Annotated in this window: 20 protein-coding genes; all 20 read right to left on the bottom strand. The window is 63.1% G+C overall.

Annotated features, from left to right (window positions below; all coding sequences use genetic code 11):
* Nucleotides 1-37: 37 nt before the first annotated feature.
* Nucleotides 38-502, bottom strand: coding sequence for a PTS sugar transporter subunit IIA (locus BMG03_RS01625; RefSeq protein WP_075775186.1), 465 nt, complete (start codon nt 500-502; stop codon nt 38-40).
* Between the two features lie 33 nt (nt 503-535).
* Complete coding sequence (gene hpf, locus BMG03_RS01630) at nt 536-1,111, bottom strand: ribosome hibernation-promoting factor, HPF/YfiA family (protein ID WP_075775185.1); 576 nt, start codon at nt 1,109-1,111, stop codon at nt 536-538.
* 295 nt (nt 1,112-1,406) lie between these two features.
* Complete coding sequence (gene lptB, locus BMG03_RS01635; protein ID WP_075775184.1) at nt 1,407-2,183, bottom strand: LPS export ABC transporter ATP-binding protein; 777 nt, start codon at nt 2,181-2,183, stop codon at nt 1,407-1,409.
* Nucleotides 2,183-2,674 (bottom strand): lipopolysaccharide transport periplasmic protein LptA, encoded by a 492-nt coding sequence (lptA, locus tag BMG03_RS01640; protein ID WP_075775183.1) that lies wholly within the window; start codon nt 2,672-2,674, stop codon nt 2,183-2,185. Before lptA ends, lptB begins: the two co-directional genes overlap by 1 nt.
* An 8-nt stretch (nt 2,675-2,682) precedes the next feature.
* A complete protein-coding gene (lptC, locus tag BMG03_RS01645; RefSeq protein ID WP_157771534.1) occupies nt 2,683-3,285 on the bottom strand; it encodes an LPS export ABC transporter periplasmic protein LptC in 603 nt (200 codons plus the stop codon).
* Nucleotides 3,285-4,241 (bottom strand): KpsF/GutQ family sugar-phosphate isomerase, encoded by a 957-nt coding sequence (locus BMG03_RS01650; RefSeq protein ID WP_075775181.1) that lies wholly within the window; start codon nt 4,239-4,241, stop codon nt 3,285-3,287. The genes lptC and BMG03_RS01650 overlap by 1 nt, the downstream gene beginning before the upstream one ends.
* Nucleotides 4,222-4,836: a ribonuclease D gene (locus BMG03_RS01655; RefSeq protein WP_075775180.1), complete on the bottom strand. Its 615-nt coding sequence runs from the start codon at nt 4,834-4,836 to the stop codon at nt 4,222-4,224. Before BMG03_RS01655 ends, BMG03_RS01650 begins: the two co-directional genes overlap by 20 nt.
* Before the next feature lie 105 nt (nt 4,837-4,941).
* Nucleotides 4,942-5,583, bottom strand: a complete 642-nt coding sequence (locus BMG03_RS01660; RefSeq protein WP_075775179.1) for a DedA family protein — start codon at nt 5,581-5,583, stop codon at nt 4,942-4,944.
* Between the two features lie 74 nt (nt 5,584-5,657).
* Nucleotides 5,658-6,353: a hypothetical protein gene (locus tag BMG03_RS01665; protein ID WP_141104917.1), complete on the bottom strand. Its 696-nt coding sequence runs from the start codon at nt 6,351-6,353 to the stop codon at nt 5,658-5,660.
* A gap of 152 nt (nt 6,354-6,505) precedes the next feature.
* Entirely contained in the window at nt 6,506-7,564 is a 1,059-nt protein-coding gene (locus BMG03_RS01670) for an ABC transporter ATP-binding protein (protein WP_075775177.1), read from the bottom strand.
* Between the two features lie 3 nt (nt 7,565-7,567).
* The gene (locus BMG03_RS01675) at nt 7,568-8,356 is read right to left on the bottom strand and encodes an ABC transporter permease (protein ID WP_075775176.1); all 789 of its coding nucleotides are present in this window, start codon (nt 8,354-8,356) and stop codon (nt 7,568-7,570) included.
* The gene (locus BMG03_RS01680; RefSeq protein ID WP_075775175.1) at nt 8,353-9,207 is read right to left on the bottom strand and encodes an ABC transporter permease; all 855 of its coding nucleotides are present in this window, start codon (nt 9,205-9,207) and stop codon (nt 8,353-8,355) included. Before BMG03_RS01680 ends, BMG03_RS01675 begins: the two co-directional genes overlap by 4 nt.
* Nucleotides 9,208-9,284: 77 nt before the next feature.
* Complete coding sequence (locus tag BMG03_RS01685; RefSeq protein WP_075775174.1) at nt 9,285-10,391, bottom strand: ABC transporter substrate-binding protein; 1,107 nt, start codon at nt 10,389-10,391, stop codon at nt 9,285-9,287.
* Nucleotides 10,392-10,628: 237 nt separating this feature from the next.
* A complete protein-coding gene (locus tag BMG03_RS01690; RefSeq protein ID WP_075775173.1) occupies nt 10,629-11,783 on the bottom strand; it encodes an iron-containing alcohol dehydrogenase in 1,155 nt (384 codons plus the stop codon).
* A complete protein-coding gene (locus tag BMG03_RS01695) occupies nt 11,780-13,168 on the bottom strand; it encodes an aldehyde dehydrogenase family protein (RefSeq protein ID WP_075775451.1) in 1,389 nt (462 codons plus the stop codon). Before BMG03_RS01695 ends, BMG03_RS01690 begins: the two co-directional genes overlap by 4 nt.
* Nucleotides 13,169-13,212: 44 nt before the next feature.
* Nucleotides 13,213-14,577, bottom strand: coding sequence for a glutamine synthetase family protein (locus tag BMG03_RS01700; RefSeq protein WP_075775172.1), 1,365 nt, complete (start codon nt 14,575-14,577; stop codon nt 13,213-13,215).
* 103 nt (nt 14,578-14,680) lie between these two features.
* Nucleotides 14,681-15,718, bottom strand: coding sequence for a TRAP transporter substrate-binding protein (locus tag BMG03_RS01705; RefSeq protein WP_075775171.1), 1,038 nt, complete (start codon nt 15,716-15,718; stop codon nt 14,681-14,683).
* Between the two features lie 43 nt (nt 15,719-15,761).
* Entirely contained in the window at nt 15,762-17,087 is a 1,326-nt protein-coding gene (locus BMG03_RS01710; RefSeq protein ID WP_075775170.1) for a TRAP transporter large permease, read from the bottom strand.
* Nucleotides 17,087-17,593 carry a TRAP transporter small permease subunit gene (locus tag BMG03_RS01715; protein WP_075775169.1) on the bottom strand — a complete coding sequence of 169 codons (507 nt, stop codon included), beginning with the start codon at nt 17,591-17,593 and terminating at the stop codon, nt 17,087-17,089. The genes BMG03_RS01710 and BMG03_RS01715 overlap by 1 nt, the downstream gene beginning before the upstream one ends.
* The gene (locus tag BMG03_RS01720; RefSeq protein ID WP_075775168.1) at nt 17,593-18,363 is read right to left on the bottom strand and encodes an N-formylglutamate amidohydrolase; all 771 of its coding nucleotides are present in this window, start codon (nt 18,361-18,363) and stop codon (nt 17,593-17,595) included. The genes BMG03_RS01715 and BMG03_RS01720 overlap by 1 nt, the downstream gene beginning before the upstream one ends.
* Nucleotides 18,364-18,487: the final 124 nt, after the last annotated feature.

Consider the following 18,487-nt stretch of genomic DNA (forward strand, 5'->3'; position numbering starts at 1 on the left):
GGACCGACGCGCTTTTTGATTTTCATTCGAGAGCGATTCAGGCCGCCTGACGGCTTTGCGCTTCCGTCAGCACTGCGTGCAGCGTAGAGGGATCGGTATTCGCCCGCAGCTTCTCGCAGGTTTCCGGATCGCGCATCGTGCGCGACACGAGGGCCAGCGCCTTGAGATGCTCGACGCCGGAATCCTTCGGCGCGAACAGCGCGAAAACCAGATCGACCGGCAGCCGGTCCACCGCGTCGAAATCGAGCGGCTTTTCCAGACGCAGGAAGACACCCACGACCTCGCTCAGCCCGTCGAGCCGCGCATGCGGAAGCGCAACACCATGGCCGACGCCGGTCGGTCCGAGGCTCTCACGCTCCTGCAGCGCATCGACGGTTTCCGAGGCGTCGATCTTGTAGCACGCCGCCGCGATGTCACCGAGATCCTGAAACAGGCGTTTCTTGCTCGTGACATTCGACAGCACTTTGACCGCGCCAGGCACGAGAAGTTTAGATAGGTCCATGAACTCGTCTACTCCGCGCCCGTTCCGGGCCGCTCATTTGCTGTTGCGCGGGTCGATCCAGCCGACATTGCCGTCTTCACGCCGATGAACGACGTTGACCCCGCCATGTTTCTCGTTGCGGAAGACGAGTAGCGACGCGTCGGACAGCTCCATCTGCATGACCGCTTCACCGACCGAGAGCGTGGGAACCTTGGTTTCCATCTCGGCTACGATCATCGGAGCGCCTTCGCGCGTCTCGCCGGTATCGTCATCCTCTTCCGAGGCGAGCACATATAGACCTGCAGCTTCGAATTCAACTGGTTCGGCACGGTCGCGGTGATGATCTTTCAATCTGCGTTTGTGGCGCCGCAGTTGCTTGTCCATCTTTTCGCGGGCCGCATCGAAGGCCGCGTAGATTTCGGTGGCATGCCCCTTGGCCGAGGCGGTCAGCCCGGTCGACAGGTGCACCGTCGCTTCGCAGATATATTCATGCGCATCGCGCGAGAAGGTGATCTGCGCGTCGGTGGGACGCTGCATGTATTTCTCGGCGACTTCGCCCAGCTCCGACTTGACGTGAGATTGCAGGGCCTCTCCGACATCGATTTGTTTGCCGGTGATTTGGTAACGCATGGATTTCCTCCTTCACGCATTGGGCCAGTGACCCCAGCCTTGGGGCTGAGGTGTTTCGGGCCGGTTAATCTCTTGAAAAGTCGCGTCGAGTCTGAATTCGCCCGGGCCCTCTTTCGGGGACCTTTCGCGCGCCGGACCCCTCTCGGGGGCCGCAAGCGCGCCCGGGGAGTGGGGGCGAACATCACGCATCTCTTATGTATTTGGGGATGGATCGCAGGGGGTGTCAACGGGTGACCCTCGCTGCGGTGCAAAACTGCCGAGGGTCGGAGTCGCTTGGGCGATCCGTAGAGCATGCTCAGAGGATGCGGAAATGCTGCCCGAGATAGACGCGGCGCACGTTTTCGTCCTGCACAACCTCTTCTGCGGTGCCCGACATCAGCACCGTCCCGTCATGCAGGATGTAGGCCCGATCCACGATCTCGAGTGTTTCGCGGACGTTGTGATCCGTGATCAAAACCCCGATACCGCGATCCTTGAGCTGACCGACGAGGGCGCGAATCTCCGACACCGCGATCGGATCGACGCCCGCGAAAGGCTCGTCGAGCAACAGATATTTCGGATCGGCGGCCAGACAGCGCGCGATTTCGCAGCGACGGCGTTCACCGCCCGACAGCGCCAGCGCGGGCGCGTGGCGCAGGTGGCCGATCGAGAAATCGCCCAGCAGCTCCTCCAGACGTTCCCGCCGCGTGTGCGGGTCCGGCACGGCGACCTCGAGAACCGCCATGATGTTCTCTTCGACCGAAAGCCCGCGGAAAATCGAGGCTTCCTGCGGCAGATAGCCGATCCCGAGCCGCGCGCGGCGATACATCGGCAGGCCCGTCACATCGCGTCCGTCGATGAGCACCTCGCCCGCATCGGGACGGATCAGCCCGGCGATATTGTAAAAACAGGTGGTTTTCCCGGAACCGTTGGGCCCCAAAAGCGCCACGACTTCCCCGCGCGACAGATCGAGCGAGACATCGCGAATCACGGGGCGGCGCTTGTAGCTCTTGCGCAGCCCGCGGATCTGCAAACCGCCGTGACCCGCGACCGGGGCCAACCCGGCGTCGCTCTTGGCGGCATCCTCGACCATCACTTGCTCCCGGCGGGCTTCAGAAGCGTGCGGACACGTCCATCCATCGTGCCCGTGCCGGTGCTCAGATCGACATTGAGCTTGTTGCCCGACATCACGTTGTTGCCTTGGGTCAGAAGAACCTTGCCCGTCATCACGACGGTGCCCGCCTTCACGTCGTACACGGCTTCCTCTGCCTCGGCGGCTTCGGTGGGCGACACCAGCGTGACACCGCCGGTCGCATGCAGCTTCGTGATCTCGGAGCGTTTGTCGCTGGCGTAGAACACCTCAAGCTCGGCCGCTTTCATATGCATATCGCCTTGGGTGACTTCCACATTGCCGGAGAACACCGCCTGGCCGCTTTGCTGATCGACGTTGAGCGAGTCGGCCGTGACCTCGACCGGGGCGGTCTTGTCGGCGCGCAGACCGCCGAAATTGACGCTTTGCGCCATCACGAGAACCGGGAACGAAACCACCATCGCGCAGGCGGTGAAAAAACGCGCTCGAAACATCCACACCCTCATTGTTGCGGCTGATATACCAGCTTCACACCCTGTTTGAAAACAAGATCGTGACCGCTGCCATCCGCCGTCGGGACGATCTGCATATAGCCCGCATCGAGCGTTCCGAAAGGGGATGTCCCGTGAATGGGGCCGGGCGAGGTCAGAACGCTGCTATCGGTCTGAAGTTCAATTTTCTCGGAATTCACCCGATAGCCGTCGGAGGTCTGCATCGCGACCTTCCCGGTCAGATCGATACGGTTCGAATTGGGCTGAAACAGACCCTCATTCGCGCTCAGATCGGTAACGTGGCCATCGGGTGCGGTCAGCTTTGCCGCGACCTGATCGGCACTCGCGCCCTGGTCCTGCGCGGGCTGCGTGCGCGCCATCGCCGCGGTCACCGAAAGCGTCGCGCCGGTATCGGTTACGCCGGAATATTCCGGTCGCGTCACCGCGTTTTCCCGCGCGAGTTTCTCGACATCGACTTTGGCATAGGGGATCGCGGCGCTCGGATCGATCCGACGTGAAACGAGGAAGATCGTCGACAACAGCGCCAGCGCGAGCAGCGGCAGGACGATCTTCGCCCAGTTCACCAGTCGCGTATGGCTATTGTTGTACATCATCAGACGATCCCGGCCCTCAGGCAGTCGTGGATCTGCAAGAAGCCCACGGGCTTTTCGTCTTCGACGACGAAAAGCGCGGTGATCTTGCGCTCGTTCATCTGCGCCACGGCAGCCTCGGCCAGTTGTCCCGGCGCGATGGTGCGCGGATTGGCGGTCATCACTTCCGAGACCTTATGCTCCAGCAGCCCCTGCATATGGCGCCGCAAATCGCCATCGGTGACGATCCCGGTCAGACGGCCCGCCTCATCGGTGACGCCGACGACGCCGAAGCCCTTCTGGCTCATCATCAACAGCGCATCGGGCATCGGCGTGTCTTCCGCGACAAGCGGCATATCGCGATGCATCAGGTCCGAGACTTTCGACAGGCGCGCGCCCAGCTTGCCGCCGGGATGGAAGGTGCGGAAATGCTCGGCGGTGAATTCGCGATGCTCCATCAGCGCGACGGCCAGCGCATCGCCCAGCGCGAGCGTCATCGTCGTCGAGGTCGTGGGCACCACGCCCGTCCCGCAGGCTTCCTCGGCCTTGGGCAGCACCAGCGCGAGATCCGATTGCCGCAACAGGGTCGAATCCGGGCGGCTCGCCACTCCGATCAGCGGAATCCGGAAGCGCCGCGTATGGGCGATCAGATCGGCCAGCTCCGGCGTCTCGCCAGAATTGGACAGCACCAGCGCCAGATCGTGCCGGGTGACCATGCCCAGATCGCCGTGGCTCGCCTCCGCCGGATGCACGAAATGCGCCGGTGTCCCGGTCGAGGCCAGCGTCGCCGCGATCTTGCGCCCGATATGGCCCGATTTCCCCATGCCGGAAACGATCACGCGCCCCTCGGTCTTGAGGATCATCGCCACCGCGCGTGAAAACTCGCCATCGAGGCTCGCCGCCAAGGCTTCGAGCCCGGCGACCTCGATGCCGATCACGCGGCGGGCGATGTCGGAATAATCAGTGGTGGAAGATGTCATTGGGTTCATCCCAGCCCAGCAGATCGAGCTTCGCACGCGTCGGCAGGAAATCAAAACAGGCCTGCGCCAGCCCGATCCGGTTCTCGCGCTCCAGCCGCTTGACCAGTTCAGCCTTGATCTGGTGCAGGTAGAGCACGTCCGAGGCCGCGTATTCCATCTGCGCGTCGGTCAGCTCCGCCGCGCCCCAGTCCGAGCTTTGCTGCTGCTTGGAAATGTCGACGCCGACAAGCTCCTGCACCAGCACCTTGAGCCCGTGGCGATCGGTGAAGGTCCGCACCATCTTCGAGGCGATCTTGGTGCAGAAGACCGGCTTCGTCTCAACCCCGAACGCGTTGTAGAGGGCCGCCACGTCGAAGCGCGCGAAGTGGAACAGCTTCTCCACCGACGGATCGGCCAGCATGCGGCACAGGTTCGGCGCTTCGGTCTGACCTTGGGCGATCTTCACCAGATGCGCGTCGCCATCGCCCGCCGAAAGCTGCACGAGGCAGAGCCGGTCGCGGCGCGGGTCAAGGCCCATCGTTTCGGAGTCGATGGCCACGACGGGACCGAGATCGAGCCCGTCGGGAAGGTCGTTTTGATGCAGGTGGATTGCCACGGCGTGTCCTTCTTTAACGTCTTGCCGGGCATATAAGCCTTTTGCCGCGTTCTTGCCAACGCGAGATGGCGAAAGGCAGCCGAGTTATGGCGCTTGCTTCGCCGATCAGCTCTCGCGTGACGGCATGGCGCCGCTCGACTCGTCGGGGTCTTCCAGCGGCTTCCAGGTAATCACGCGGTAGATGTAGAGCAGGACGAGGATCACGATCACGCCGGTCGAGACCGGGTTCACCCAGCTTGCGACTTCGCTGTACTGCTTTCCGAGCAGATAGCCCGCAACGGTCAGCAATGCCGTCCAGAGCGCGCTGCCCACCGTGGTGTAGGCGAGGAACGGCAGGAAGGGCATCCGCGCCATGCCAGCCGGCACCGAGATCAGCGTACGCGCGCCGGGCAGCATCCGCCCGAAGAACACCGCTGCCCAGCCGTGCTTGTCGAACCATTTCTTGGTCCGGGTAATGTCGCGGGGGGTGATGCCGATCCAGCGACCGTGGCGGCTCGAGAGGTGACACAGACGCTTGATCCCGATCTTCAGACCAATCCAGTACCAGAGAAGCGCCCCGATGACCGAGCCGATCGTCCCCGCGACGATCAAACCGATCAGCGAGAATTTCCCTTGCGCCGCCATGTACCCCGCGAGCGGCATGATCAGCTCCGACGGGATCGGAGGAAACACGTTTTCCAGCAACATCAGCCCCGCGATGCCGAAATAGCCGAAGGACGCGATAACGCCGGTAATCCAGTTGAACATGTTGTCTCCTTTGGCGACGAAAACCGGAACGGCGCGTCTTGGTCGGGTGGGTTAAACTGAGGTATCTGTCCACTTCATTCAGCGGCCTCGTGCGGAGCCTTTGTTTGGCGCCCGTCGCCGCGTTGTTTCAGGCGTAGCTGCCCCAACTCGGCGCCGCGCCCCCGGCGTTTGCCGTCTTCGCCGGTCAGGTAGGCGCGGGCTTCCTGCTCCAGCATCTCCTCCAGCCGCGACGCCAGTTCCCGACGCTTGCGAAAACTGCGCAGCTGCTCGGTCGACAGGCTCTGCGGCAAGAAGCGTTGATGCTCCCCGGCGTTATAAACGTCGAGAGAGAGGCGTCCGGCGACGAGGATATTGTCGCGACTGCTTTCCGCCAGAACGGTGAATACCACGGTTTCCATCTCTTTCGCGTCGTCAGGCAGGCTGGAGAATTCCAGTGCGACATCCACGAGATCTGAAATCCGGCCCAAATCCCGGTACTCCGCAGTGTTCAACGGGCCCTTGATCGACTCGTCGGGTTGGGAATCCCCGAAAGGAGCGAAGCCGCCGGAGTCGCTGGCGATCGAGTGATAGGTTTTCCCGTCGACCACGAGATCGGCGAGAAGCGCTTTCACGAAGATTGGCTCGGCACCCATATTGCCAAGCATCAGATGCCCGCGTTCATGGCCGCCCGCGACCCGGGTGAGCAGCAGTTTCGAGCGCCGTTCACGCCGAAAATTCTGCAGTAGAAGTTGCAGGTAGACCAGCCAGACGAACGCGGTGACGATCTGCACCGCGATGCTTACAACCTGATTATGGTCGACAAGCCACTCCATCTTCATCCTTCTGCATCGGTCGCACGTAGTGTTCTATCGGCAACGCGGCAGAGGGGCGTCCGGGTCCGGAAACCTGAAGAAATGAGGAGCGCAGGACCGGTTTTGCCTCGTCAGTCGGCAAGAACCAGCAGATCACGGCTCGCTACGCTGACCTCGGCTTCGGTGCCGACCTTGGGCGGCGGGTTGCCGGGGCGGTTGAACGTGTCGAGCGCGATGAGCTGCCCTTCCACTTCCATTTTCACCCGCAGGATCGAGCCGAGGAAATGCGTCTCGACGATCCGCCCGGTGAACACCGTGTCATTGCCCTCGCGGCGGCCCAAGGCCAGAACCTCGGGCCGTGCGGCCAGCGTCACCGGAGTCCCCTGCCCCATGGCGACCGGTTCGGCGAGGATCACCTCGGTATCGCCGACCCGCAATGCGCCCCGCGCGGGATCGGCCACCTCGGCCTCCAGCGCGTTCAGCGTGCCCACGAATTGCGCGACGAACCGGGTCTTCGGCTGATTGTAGATTTCGAAAGGCGCACCGATCTGCTCGGCGACGCCACCATTCATCACCACCACGCGATCCGAGATCGACAGCGCCTCTTCCTGATCGTGGGTGACGAAGATCGTCGTGATGCCCAGACGTCGCTGAATGTCGCGGATTTCCTCACGCAGGCTCACGCGGATCTTGGCATCGAGCGCGGAGAGCGGCTCGTCCAGCAGCAGCACGCGCGGCTGAATCGCGAGCGCCCGTGCGAGCGCCACACGCTGCTGTTGTCCGCCCGACAGCTGGAACGGGTAGCGATTGCCCAGATCGGGCAGGCCGATCAGCGACAGCATCTCGGCGACACGTGCCTTGATCTCAGCGCGCGGACGTTTCGCCACGCGCAGCCCGAAGCCCACGTTCTGCGCGACTGTCAGGTTGGGAAACAGCGCGTAGGCCTGGAACACCATACCGATATTGCGCTGGTTCGCCCCCATATGCGTCACGTCCTGCCCGCCGATGCGGATCGCACCGCCCGAGGGGGACTCGAAGCCTGCCACCATCCGCAGCACCGTCGTCTTGCCGCAGCCCGACGGGCCAAGGAGCGAGATGAATTCGCCCTCTTCGATGGAGAGGTTGAAATCCTTCACAACGCGGTTCGCGCCGAAGGATTTTTCCAGATGTTCGATCTCGAGAGAGGCCATGGGTTACCGCTTTGCGTTCGTATGTTTGGAAAACCGGGTGACGAGTTGAATGAGCCCCATGCAGATCCAGGTGATCGAGAAGGCGATCACCGCAAGCGCGGCGGGCTCGTAAGCCTTGTTCGCGCCGGTCAGCTGCATGTAGGGGCCGAAGGCCGGCCGGTTGAGGAGCGAGGCGAGGACGAACTCGCCGATGACGATAGCGAAGGTGATGAAGGCGCCCGAGAGCACCGCGACCAGCACGTTCGGCAGGATGACGCGGGCAAGGATCGTGCTCCATCCCGCGCCGAGGCTTTGCGCCGCCTCGGTCAGCGTACCGACATCGATGGTGCGCAGGCCGGTATCGACGGCGCGATACATGTAGGGCAGCGAGAGCGTGGCATAGCCCAGCATCAGCAGGACATTGGTGCCCGTCGTCGTGCCGGTCAGCGGCAGGATAGACGACGTGTTATAGAGCCGGATATAGCCGAAAACGATCACGATTGGCGGGATCACCAGCGGCAGCAGCGTGATGAACTCAACCACCGGGCGCCAATGCGGCAGGCGCAACCGCACCCAATAGGCGGTCGGCACCACGATCAGCGCCCCCACGAGGATCGTGAAGATCGCCATCACGACGGAGTAGCTGAAGGTCTCGCGGAATTGCGGATCGGCCAGCACCGAGCGGTAAGCGTCGAGCGAATACACCCCGCGCCGCGCCCGCAGCGAGAATTCCAGCGTACCGAGCAGCGGCAGGGCGAAATAGAGCGCCCCGAACGCCAGCGCGAGCCATGACCAGAGTTTCTTGGATTTCATCGCATCCACCTTTCCGAGCGTACGCGCAGCCAGACATAGGCGAGGTTGGCTAGGCCGGTGATGACGATCATCCCGAAGGCCAGCGCGTAGCCCAGATGCGGGTCCTGCAGCACATCGCCACGGATTTGCGCGTAAAGCATGATCGGCACGATCGACATCGACGAACCGGTGAGCGCATAGGCCGTCGCCACCGCACCGAAGCTATTGGCGAACAGCAGCGCCAGCGTACCGAGCAGCGAGGGCCAGAGGATCGGCAGCGCGACGATGCGCCAATACTGGAAGCCGGTCGCGCCGAGGATGCTCGCCGCCTCTTTCCATTCGCGCTTCAGACCGTCCAGCGCAGGGGTGATGATCAGCACCATCAGCGGGATTTGGAAGAACAGATAGGTGATCGTCAGACCGAAGAAGCTGAGCAGGTTGAAGCCGTGCGTGTAGATGTTGAAGCCGAACCACGACTTCAGCAGCACGGTCACGAGACCCAGACGCCCCAGCGTCGCGAGAAAGGCGAAGGCCAGCGGCACGCCCGCGAAGTTCGAGGCCACGCCCGAGAAGGTCATCACCGGACCGCGCAGCCATTTCGGCAGGCCGCCCAGCGTGACGGCCGCAGCGAGCGCGAACCCGATCAGGCAGCCTACAAGCGCAGTGGCGAGGCTGATCCTGATAGAAATCCAATAGCTCGCGAGGATCGTCGGTTGAAACAGGTTCACGAGGTTCGACAGTGTGAAACCCCCGTCACTCGTCCTAAACGCGCCCACCACGATATACATCGTCGGGGCGATCAGGAACAAAAGCGCGAAGAGCGTGAAGGGAACCATCCCCACCCAAGTCAGCGGCAGCTTGCGGCTTTGCATCGGGCCTCGCCTTACAGAAATTCCAATAAAGTCGCCCCGCGCGATCAAGCGCGGGGCGTTTTCTTATGCCGGTTCGGTTACTGGACGTTCGCGCCGACGACGCTGTCCCAGCCGCCGGTCACGACTTCCTTGTTCGCAGCCTGCGCGTCGAGCGACGGGAAGATCGCCTTGGCATAGCCTTCCGCCGGAGGCATCGCGTCGAGCATCTTCTGCGGAACCTTGCCGTTGGCCGACAGGTCGTTGAAGCGGATCGGGTGGCAATAGCCTTCCAGCCAGCCGAGCTGACCTTCGTCCGAATAGAGGTATTCCATCCAGAGCTTGGCTGCGTTCGGGTGCGGCGCGTAGGCCGAGATCGCCTGAACGTAGACACCGGCGACCACGCCCGATTTCGGCACGACGACGTCGACCGGCGGGTTGCCGTTCAGCGTGTCGCGACCGGCCAGAGCGTTATAGTCCCACTCGATGACGATCGGGGTCGCGCCCTGTGCGAGCGTCCCGGTCTTGCCGATGACGGGCACGAAGTTGCCGTTCTTGTTCATCTCGGCGAAGTACTTCAGGCCAGCTTCACCCGAGGCTTTGCCCGGCTCGCCGCCTGCTGCGACGCCCGCGGCCAGAACGCCGAGGATCGCCTGGTTCGAGGCGCGCGGATCGCCCGCCAGAGCCACCGAGTTCGCGTATTCCGGCTTGAGCAGATCCGACCAGTCCTGCGGCACGTTGTCGACGATGTCCTTGTTCACCGCGAACGACAGCACACCGTAATAATCACCGTACCAGTAGCCTTCGGAATCCTTGGCGCTGTCCGGGATCGTGTCCCAGGTCGAGACCTTGTAGGGCTGGATCAGACCTTCGTCCTTGGCCGCCGGGCCGAAGGAAAGACCGACGTCGATCACGTCGGGCGCCTGCGGACCCTTGTTGTCCTTGTTGGCGCGGATCGCCTCGAGTTCGTCGGCCGAGCCCGCATCGGGGTTCAGCTCGTTCACGGTGATCCCGGGGTACTTCTTCTTGAAGCCGTCGATCACGCCCGAGTAGTTGCACCACGAATGCGGCAGCGCGATCGTGGTCAGGCTGCCTTCTTCCTTAGCGGCGGCGTAGAGGTCATCCATGCTGTCGGCGAAGCTGGTGCCGGTGCTGGCAGCGAGGGCCATCGCGCTGGCTGCCGCAAGATAACGGAACTTGAAGGTCATATTCAGGTCTCTCCCCGTTGATGGAGGGCGGTGCCGCATCATGCGGTCCTGTCCCCCGAGCTATGTCTTTCGACGATTGTGCCGTCCGGTTGGCTCCGGCATCGGCGTCCCTTTATGCGGGTCTTGTAACAGAATTTTGGCAAGATTGATCATGCAGTCAATTTACTTATCAACACGAGCCACAGATGCGTGAGCCGCAGGCGCGTGCGACGACCTTCCGGCCGCCGCACGCAGATTTTATAGACACGCCTCGTAGAGCGCGCGGGTATTGTCGGCGGTCATCTCGACCGGATTGCCGCCACAGGACGGATCTTCCAGTGCCATCTCGACCAGCATGTCGAGATCCTCGCGCTTCACGCCCATCTCGGTCAGGTTAGCCGGGATGGACAGTTCGGTGCGCAGGCTCTCGATGCGGGCCTTGAAGCCGTCGAAACCGCCCGGGATGCCAAGGTAAGCCGCCGCGCGGTTGATCCGCTCTTCGATGGCGGCGCGGTTGAAGTCGAGCACCATCGGCATCACGCAGGCATTGGTCGTGCCGTGATGGGTGCCGTAGACCGCGCCGACCGGATGGCTGAGCGAGTGGATCGCGCCGAGCCCCTTCTGGAAGGCCACCGCCCCCATCGCCGCCGCCGACATCATGTTGGCGCGCGCTTCCAGATCGTCCGGCGTCGTGAAGGCGCGCGGCAGGTTCTCGAAGACCAGCCGCATCCCTTCAAGCGCGATACCCTGGCTCATCGGGTGGTAATGAGGGCTGCAGAACGCCTCGAGACAATGCGCCAGCGCGTCCATCCCGGTGCCCGCCGTGATGAAGGGCGGCATGCCGACCGTCAGCTCCGGATCGCAAATCGTGATCGCGGGCATCAGCTTCGGGTGGAAGATGATCTTCTTCTTGTGAGTCTCGGAATTGGTCAAAACGCCCGCGCGCCCGACCTCCGAGCCGGTCCCGGCGGTCGTCGGTACGGCGATGATCGGCGCGATGGCGTCGCCATTGGCGCGCGTCCACCAGTCCCCGATATCTTCCAGATCCCAGACGCTGAGCGAGCTGTCCTGCCCCGCCATCAGCGCGATCATCTTGCCCAGGTCGAGCGCCGAGCCGCCGCCGAAGCAGATCACGCCGTCATGGCCGCCCGTTTTATAGACCTCGATCCCGGCGGCCATGTTGCCCTCGTTCGGGTTCGGATCGACCTCGGAGAAAACCGCGCGGCCCAGACCCGCGCCGTCCAGAACGTCGAGCGCGGCAGCGGTGATCGGCAGCGCCGCCAGCGCCTTGTCGGTCACCAGAAGCGGCTTGTTCATGCCCACGGATTTGCAGTGATCGGCCAGTTCCGAGATCCGGCCGGGGCCGAACTTGATCGTGGTCGGATAGGACCAGTTTGCGGTGGGGGCAGTCATTTCGTCACCTTCTTGAGATGGTAGGATTTCGGACGCGTCAGCGCGTGATAGCCCAGCACCGAGAGCGAGCCGCCACGGCCCGTTTCCTTGCAGCCGGTCCAGCACAGCGCCGGGTCGAGATAGTCGCAGCGGTTCATGAAGACGGTGCCGGTCTGCAGCCGCTTGCCCATCGCCTCGGCGCGGGCGGGATCGGCGGTCCAGATCGAGCAGGTCAGCCCGTAATCGCAATCGTTCATCGCGGCGATGGCTTCTTCGTCATCCTTCACCGGCATGATGCCGACGACGGGACCGAAGCTTTCCTCGCGCATCACGCGCATCTCGTGGTTCACGTCGACGAGGATCTGCGGCGCGAGATAGGCGCCGCCATCGTCTGCCGGGAACAACGAAGGATCGAGCAGCGGCTTCGCGCCATCGGTGATCGCGTCCTCGATCTGGCCGCGCACCACTTCGGCGAAACGCTTGTTCGCCATCGGGCCGAGGGTCGTTTCCGGCTCGAACGGATTGCCGAGGGTCAGCTTGCTTGCCCAGGCTGCGGCCTTTTCGACGAAAGCGTCGTAGAGGCTCGCATGGACGTAGATTCGCTCGATCCCGCAGCAGCACTGGCCCGCGTTGAACAGCGCACCATCCATCAACCCGTCGACCGCCGCGTCCAGGTCGGCGTCTGCGGCGACATAGCCCGGATCCTTGCCGCCCAACTCGAGGCCTAACCCGGTAAAGGTGCCCGCCAGCGCGCGCTCCACCGCGCGACCGCCGCCGACCGAGCCGGTGAAGTTGACGAAATCGAACGCCTTCGCGCCCATCAACTCTTCCGACACCTCATGCGTGAGGTAGACATTCTGGAACACGTCCTGCGGCACGCCCGCCGCGTGGAAGGCTTCGGCGATGCGTTCGCCCACCAGCATCGTTTGCGTCGCGTGCTTCAACATCACCGTGTTGCCCGCGATCAGGGCCGGGACCAGCGAGTTGATCACCGTCATGTAGGGGTAGTTCCACGGCGCGATGATGAAGACGACGCCTACGGGTTCGCGCGCGATCTGGCGCAGGAAGCTGTCGCTCTGCTCGACCACCATCGGGGCCAGCGCCTCTTCAGCGATCGAGGCCATGTAGCCCGCGCGCTCGTTCATGCCGCCGAATTCACCGCCATAGCGGGTCGGGCGGCCCATTTGCCACGCGAGCTCCTCGACTACGAGGTCTTTCATCTCGTTGAGCTTGGCGATGCCCGCCTCGACGAGCGCGATACGCTCGGACAGCGGGCGCTCGGCCCATGCCGGCTGCGCGGCGCGCAGGCCTGCGGCCAGCGCCTGCGCGTCGGAGGCGCTCAGCGCCTCGCGTTCGGCATAGACCTGCCCGTCGACGGGCGAGATACATTTCAGGGTCTTGGTCATCATGTCTCCTTGCGGGGTGTAGGGCCCCGCGGGTCTGTCAAAACTCAGGCGCGTTCGAAACCGCGCATCCGCTCCCAGTCGGTCACAACTCGGTTCTGTTCTTCGATTTCCCAGCGGGCGGCGCGCACGTAATGGGCCATCACGTCCTCACCGAAGGCGGATTTGAGCATGTCCGAACCTTCCAGAGCGCCCAGCGCCTCAGTCAGCGATTTCGGCACCTCGGTCACTTCGCCCGCCTTGTAGATGTCGCCCGCGGCTTCCGGGCCCGGGTCCATCTGCTGCTCGATCCCGGCGAGCCCCGCCGCCAGAAGCGCGGCGCAGGCCAGATAGGGGTTCAGGTCGGCGCCGCCGATGCGACATTCGACGCGGATGGACTTCGTGCCCTCGCCGCAGATGCGGAAACCCGCCGTGCGGTTGTCCAAAGACCAAACCGCTTTCGTCGGCGCGAAAAGCCCCTCGCAGAAACGCTTGTAGCTGTTGGTGTAGGGCGCGAGGAAATAGGTGATGTCACGCGCATGGGCCATCTGCCCGCCGAGATAGTGCCGCATCAGCTCGGACATGCCATTGGGCGCGTCCTTGTCGAAGAAGGCAGGCTTGCCACCCTTCCAGAGCGATTGGTGCACGTGGCTCGAACTGCCCGCCTTGTCGGTGTGGTATTTCGCCATGAACGTCGCCGACAGCCCGTGGGACTGGGCGACTTCCTTGGCGCATTGCTTTACCAGCACATGCATGTCGGCGGTCTGCAGACCGGCCGCATATTTCACGTTCAGCTCTTCCTGACCGCGCTCGGCCTCGCCCTTGGAGCATTCGACCGGCACGCCCGCCGCATAAAGCGCGTTGCGCATCGCGCGCATCGCCGGTTCGGCGCGCGAATTGCCCATGATCGAGTAATCGACATTGTAGCGCGCGACCGGGGTCGGCTCCGGATAGCCCGCGTCGAAGAGCTGCGGATAGCTTTCCTCGAACAGGAAGAACTCCAGCTCGGTCGCCATCATCACGTCATAGCCCATGTCCTTCGCGCGCTTGAGCTGCGATTTCAGCATCTGGCGCGGCGCATGGGGAATCGGCTCGTGGCTGTGATGATCGAGCAGATCGCAGATCACCAGCGCCGTGCCCGGAACCCAAGGGATCAGCCGCAGCGTCTCCATGTCGGGCTTCATCACGTAATCGCCGTAGCCGCGTTCCCAGCTGGACGCGTCATAGCCCGGCACCGTGACCATCTCCATGTCGGTCGCCAGCAGGTAGTTGCAGCAATGGGTCTCTTCCCATGCGCTGTCGATGAAATGCGCCGCGTGGAACCGCTTGCCCTGAAGCCGTCCCTGCATATCCACAAGGGCTGCGATGACGGTATCGACCTCGCCAGCATTGACCGCCTTCTTGAGCGCGTCGAACGACATTTTTCGCGACATGAGTTCCTCCGGGATCAGGGTCACCGCGCGAGAGTGCCGCGCGGTGCAAGGCCCTACAAGAGGGCAAATAAGAGCGGGCAGGACGGGCTGCCCGCCGACGAGATCAACCGCAACGGTAGGGCGGGCCTGCCTTGCGCATCGTCTCGTTATACTTGCGGAAAATGTCGACGACTTTCGCCTTCAACTCGCTCTCGGCCGCGATCTCGTCCCAGAACTTGTGCGCCGCATCCTCGACCTTCTGCCATTCGGCATCCGGGATCGTGGTGAGCTGCATGTCCTCGCCATCGACGCGCAGCTTCGCCTCGCCCGACCAGTACCAGTACTGGCGGTGGTAATGCGATTGATCGAAGCAGGTCTTCATCAGCGTCTTCAGACGATCCGGCACTTCGTTCCAACGATCCATGTTGGCGAAGAAGTGGCCGATCCACGCACCCGAGATGTTGTTGGTCAGGAAGTAGGGCGCGTTCTTGCCCCAGCCCGAGGTGTAATCCTCCGTGATGCCCGACCACGCGACGCCGTCAAGCTCGCCGGTCTGCAGCGCGACTTCCACGTCTTCCCACGGGATCGTCACCGGCACCACGCCGAATTGCGCGAGGAAGCGCCCGGCGGTCGGGAAGGTGAAGACCCGCTTGCCGTTCAGATCGTCGAGCGACTTCACCGGCTCTTTCATGGCGAAGTTGCACGGATCCCACGAGCCCGCCGAGATGTGCTTCACGCCCACGGCCGAATACTGCTCGTCCCAGATCTCGTTGAGACCCCATTCGTTGAACAGCGTCGGCACGTCGAGCGAGTAGCGCAGGCCGAAGGGGAAATAGCCGCCGAAGACGGTGACTTCGGTGGGCGAGGCCATCGAGTCGTCGTCGGATTGCACGGCGTCGATCGTGCCCGACTGCATCGCGCGGAACAGCTCGGAGGTCGGCACCAGCTGGTCGGCGTAGTAAAGTTCGATCTCCATCTCGCCATCGGCGATTTCGTTGAAGGTCTTGATGCAGTTATCCACGACCTGTTCAGCCAGCGCGGGGCCGGCATAGGTCTGCATCCGCCACTTGATCGGCGTGGTTTGCGCGACGGCCGGGGCCGCAAGGCCCGCCGCAGCCGCACCCACCGCACCGGTGGTGAGGAACTGTCTTCTTGTCGTCATCACTCTCTCCTTGTTGGTTGATCCCGGTTTTTCCGGGTTATGGTTATCTTCCAAGCACCGCATGCGGCAGCCAGAGCGCCAGCTGCGGAAAGATCATCACTAGGATCAGCGTCAGGACCATCACGCCCACGAAGGGGATCACGGAGGCGTAGATCACAGGCAACGTGAATTCCTTCGGCGCCATCGCCTTCATCAGGAACAGGTTATAGCCGAAGGGGGGCGTGAGATAGGCAACCTGACAGGTGATGGTATAAAGGACACCGTACCAGATCATGTCGAAGCCCAGATGCCGGGCGAGCGAGACATAGACCGGAGCCACGATCACCAGCATCGCCGTGTCGTCGAGGAACATCCCCATCACGAGGAAGCTCAGCTGCATCAGGATCAGGATCTGCCACGGGCCGAGACCGAGGCTGTCGGTGAAGAAATCCTCGATCGCGCGGCCCGCACCCAGACCGTCGAACACCGCCCCGAAGGAGAGCGCCGCGGTAATGATCAGCATGAACATCACGGTGATCTTGAGCGTGTTCTCGGTCGCGACCTGGAACACCTGCCAGGTGAAGCGCCGCTTGATCACCGCCGCGAAGACAGCGGCCAGCGCGCCGATCACCGAAGCTTCGGTCAGGCTCGCCCAGCCTTTGAGGAATGGCACCATCATCGCAATGAAGATGAACACCGGCATCAGGCCCGCACGCAGCAGACGCAGTTTCTCGCGCATGGTGATCATCGCGCGCTCTTCCGCATCCATCGGCGGCGCGAGGTCGGGGTTCAGTTTGCAGCGGATCACGATATAGGCGACGAAAAGCGTGGCCATCAGAAGCCCCGGCACAGCGCCGGCCAGCCACAGTTCGGAGACCGGCTGGCGTGCGATCAGCGAGAACAGCACCAGCACGACCGAAGGCGGGATCAGGATGCCGAGGCTCGACCCGGCCTGAATGACGCCCGAGATCATCAACTTGTCGTAGTTCCGGCGCAGCAGTTCCGGCAGCGCGATCGTCGCCCCGATCGCCATGCCCGCGACCGACAGCCCGTTCATCACCGAGATCATCACCATCAACATGATTGTCCCGATGGCGAGGCCCCCCGGTAATGGCCCGAACCAGACGTGGAACATCCGATATAGGTCTTCGGCCAGACGGCTCTCGGACATCACATAGCCCATGTAGACGAACATCGGCAGCGTCAGCAGCGGCGTCCATTTCATCAGCTTCATGACCGAGCCGAAGCCCATCTGCGTGCCGCCCGGCCCCCAGAGCCAGAAGGCCGCGACGACCGCGACGAAGCCGATCGCGCCGAAGACGCGCTGGCCGGTCAGCATCATCAGCAGCATCGTCGAGAACATCAAAAGGGCGATGGTGTTGTGATCCATCAGATTTCCTCTCCGCGAATAGTCGCGACATCGCGGATCAGAAGCGCCACGGCCTGCAGGAACAGAAGCGCGAAGCCCGTCGTGATGATGACCTTGATCGGCCACAGCACCGGACGCCACGCGGTCGGATTTCGCTCGTTGTATTCGAAGGAATAGACCGTCGAGTCATAGGCCGAGTAGACCATGATCCCGAGATAGAAGAGCAGCGCGAAGACGGTGAAAGCATCCCACCACGCCTGCCCCTTCGCCGACCAGCGGGAATATAGCAGGTCCATCCGCACGTTGGTATCGCCCTGCAGCGTCCACGGCGCGCCCAGCATGTAATAGGCCACCAGCGTGAACTGGGCCATTTCCAGCGTCCAGAGTGCGGGGATCTGAACAATCTTCGTCACCGACGAGAACAGCATGATGCCCATGATGACGTAGAGCAGGTACATCGCCAGTTTGCCGAGCTTGCGATTGAACCCGTCGATCAGGCGGACATAGGCGACACTCCAGCGTGGCATCAGGCGGCCTCCCCGTTATTTGCGGTGATCCGTGACAGCGCGGCTTGCAGTACCGGCGCAAGCGTCGCGGCCATCGCCTCCTGCGCGGCGGGATCGGCGATCAGATCGTTGCGCAGTTCCAGCATGACATTCGGCAGCCCCATCGGCGTCGCTTGCAGCGCCAGCGTATGACAGACGCCATCGGCGCCTGAGTAAGGTTCGTTAAGACGCGTATCGAGCTCGGTGACACGGCGGGCTTCCTCGAGAACCGCCTGCGCAAAGCTCGGATCGGCGTCGTGGATCACGCCGAACTCTACCGCGCGGGGCTGACCGAACCAGATCGGCGTGAAGGAATGCACCGTGACCAGTGCAGTAGCTTGCCCGCGCGCCAGCCGTTCGGCAACGAGACCGCCCAGAGCCGCGTGGAACGGAAGATAAAGCGCCTCGGTGCGGGCGCTGCGGTCGTCCGGTGTCAGCCCCGCATTGCCGGGGATCTCGTGGATCTCCGATTGCACGGGCATGGCTCCGGTATGATGCGGCGGGCGGTTGAGATCGTAGATCAGCCGCGACTGGCAGGCCGCAACCAGCGGCGCCTCCAATTTCGCGGCCAGACCGCGCGCGAGGCCCAGCGCGCCGGGATCCCAGGCGATATGCGCGTCGCGTTGATCGGGGGTCAATCCCAGCTCGCCCCAAGGCGCGGGAAAGGCATTCGACGCATGTTCGCAGACCAGAACGATCTGGCCCGAACGCTCTGCGCCTTCGATGTCCACCGCTGCATGCGCGCTGTTCAAATTGGTCCCTTCCTGTTGCAAGGCGCGATTCTGCGTCGCGTCCTTGGCGTCAGGCTCGCCCCGGCACCTCGTGTCTGTCAAGAAAATTTCAGAGAAGAAAATTCTGTTACAATCATTTCTAACG

The sequence above is a fragment of the Thioclava nitratireducens genome (assembly GCF_001940525.2).
GTDB classification, from domain to species: Bacteria; Pseudomonadota; Alphaproteobacteria; order Rhodobacterales; family Rhodobacteraceae; genus Thioclava; species Thioclava nitratireducens.

Excerpts from the sequence above, each read along its gene's own strand:
- BMG03_RS01700 (WP_075775172.1), bottom strand. The coding sequence starts at position 14,577 with ATGTCGCGAAAAATGTCGTTCGACGCGCTCAAGAAGGCGGTCAATGCT.
- BMG03_RS01695 (WP_075775451.1), bottom strand. The coding sequence starts at position 13,168 with ATGACCAAGACCCTGAAATGTATCTCGCCCGTCGACGGGCAGGTCTAT.
- BMG03_RS01625 (WP_075775186.1), bottom strand. The coding sequence starts at position 502 with ATGGACCTATCTAAACTTCTCGTGCCTGGCGCGGTCAAAGTGCTGTCG.
- BMG03_RS01685 (WP_075775174.1), bottom strand. The coding sequence starts at position 10,391 with ATGACCTTCAAGTTCCGTTATCTTGCGGCAGCCAGCGCGATGGCCCTC.
- BMG03_RS01675 (WP_075775176.1), bottom strand. The coding sequence starts at position 8,356 with ATGAAATCCAAGAAACTCTGGTCATGGCTCGCGCTGGCGTTCGGGGCG.
- BMG03_RS01670 (WP_075775177.1), bottom strand. The coding sequence starts at position 7,564 with ATGGCCTCTCTCGAGATCGAACATCTGGAAAAATCCTTCGGCGCGAAC.
- BMG03_RS01715 (WP_075775169.1), bottom strand. The coding sequence starts at position 17,593 with ATGCCACGCTGGAGTGTCGCCTATGTCCGCCTGATCGACGGGTTCAAT.
- BMG03_RS01710 (WP_075775170.1), bottom strand. The coding sequence starts at position 17,087 with ATGGATCACAACACCATCGCCCTTTTGATGTTCTCGACGATGCTGCTG.
- BMG03_RS01680 (WP_075775175.1), bottom strand. The coding sequence starts at position 9,207 with ATGCAAAGCCGCAAGCTGCCGCTGACTTGGGTGGGGATGGTTCCCTTC.
- lptC (WP_157771534.1), bottom strand. The coding sequence starts at position 3,285 with ATGATGTACAACAATAGCCATACGCGACTGGTGAACTGGGCGAAGATC.
- BMG03_RS01705 (WP_075775171.1), bottom strand. The coding sequence starts at position 15,718 with ATGACGACAAGAAGACAGTTCCTCACCACCGGTGCGGTGGGTGCGGCT.
- BMG03_RS01690 (WP_075775173.1), bottom strand. The coding sequence starts at position 11,783 with ATGACTGCCCCCACCGCAAACTGGTCCTATCCGACCACGATCAAGTTC.
- hpf (WP_075775185.1), bottom strand. The coding sequence starts at position 1,111 with ATGCGTTACCAAATCACCGGCAAACAAATCGATGTCGGAGAGGCCCTG.
- lptA (WP_075775183.1), bottom strand. The coding sequence starts at position 2,674 with ATGTTTCGAGCGCGTTTTTTCACCGCCTGCGCGATGGTGGTTTCGTTC.
- BMG03_RS01660 (WP_075775179.1), bottom strand. The coding sequence starts at position 5,583 with ATGTTCAACTGGATTACCGGCGTTATCGCGTCCTTCGGCTATTTCGGC.
- lptB (WP_075775184.1), bottom strand. The coding sequence starts at position 2,183 with ATGGTCGAGGATGCCGCCAAGAGCGACGCCGGGTTGGCCCCGGTCGCG.
- BMG03_RS01650 (WP_075775181.1), bottom strand. The coding sequence starts at position 4,241 with ATGACATCTTCCACCACTGATTATTCCGACATCGCCCGCCGCGTGATC.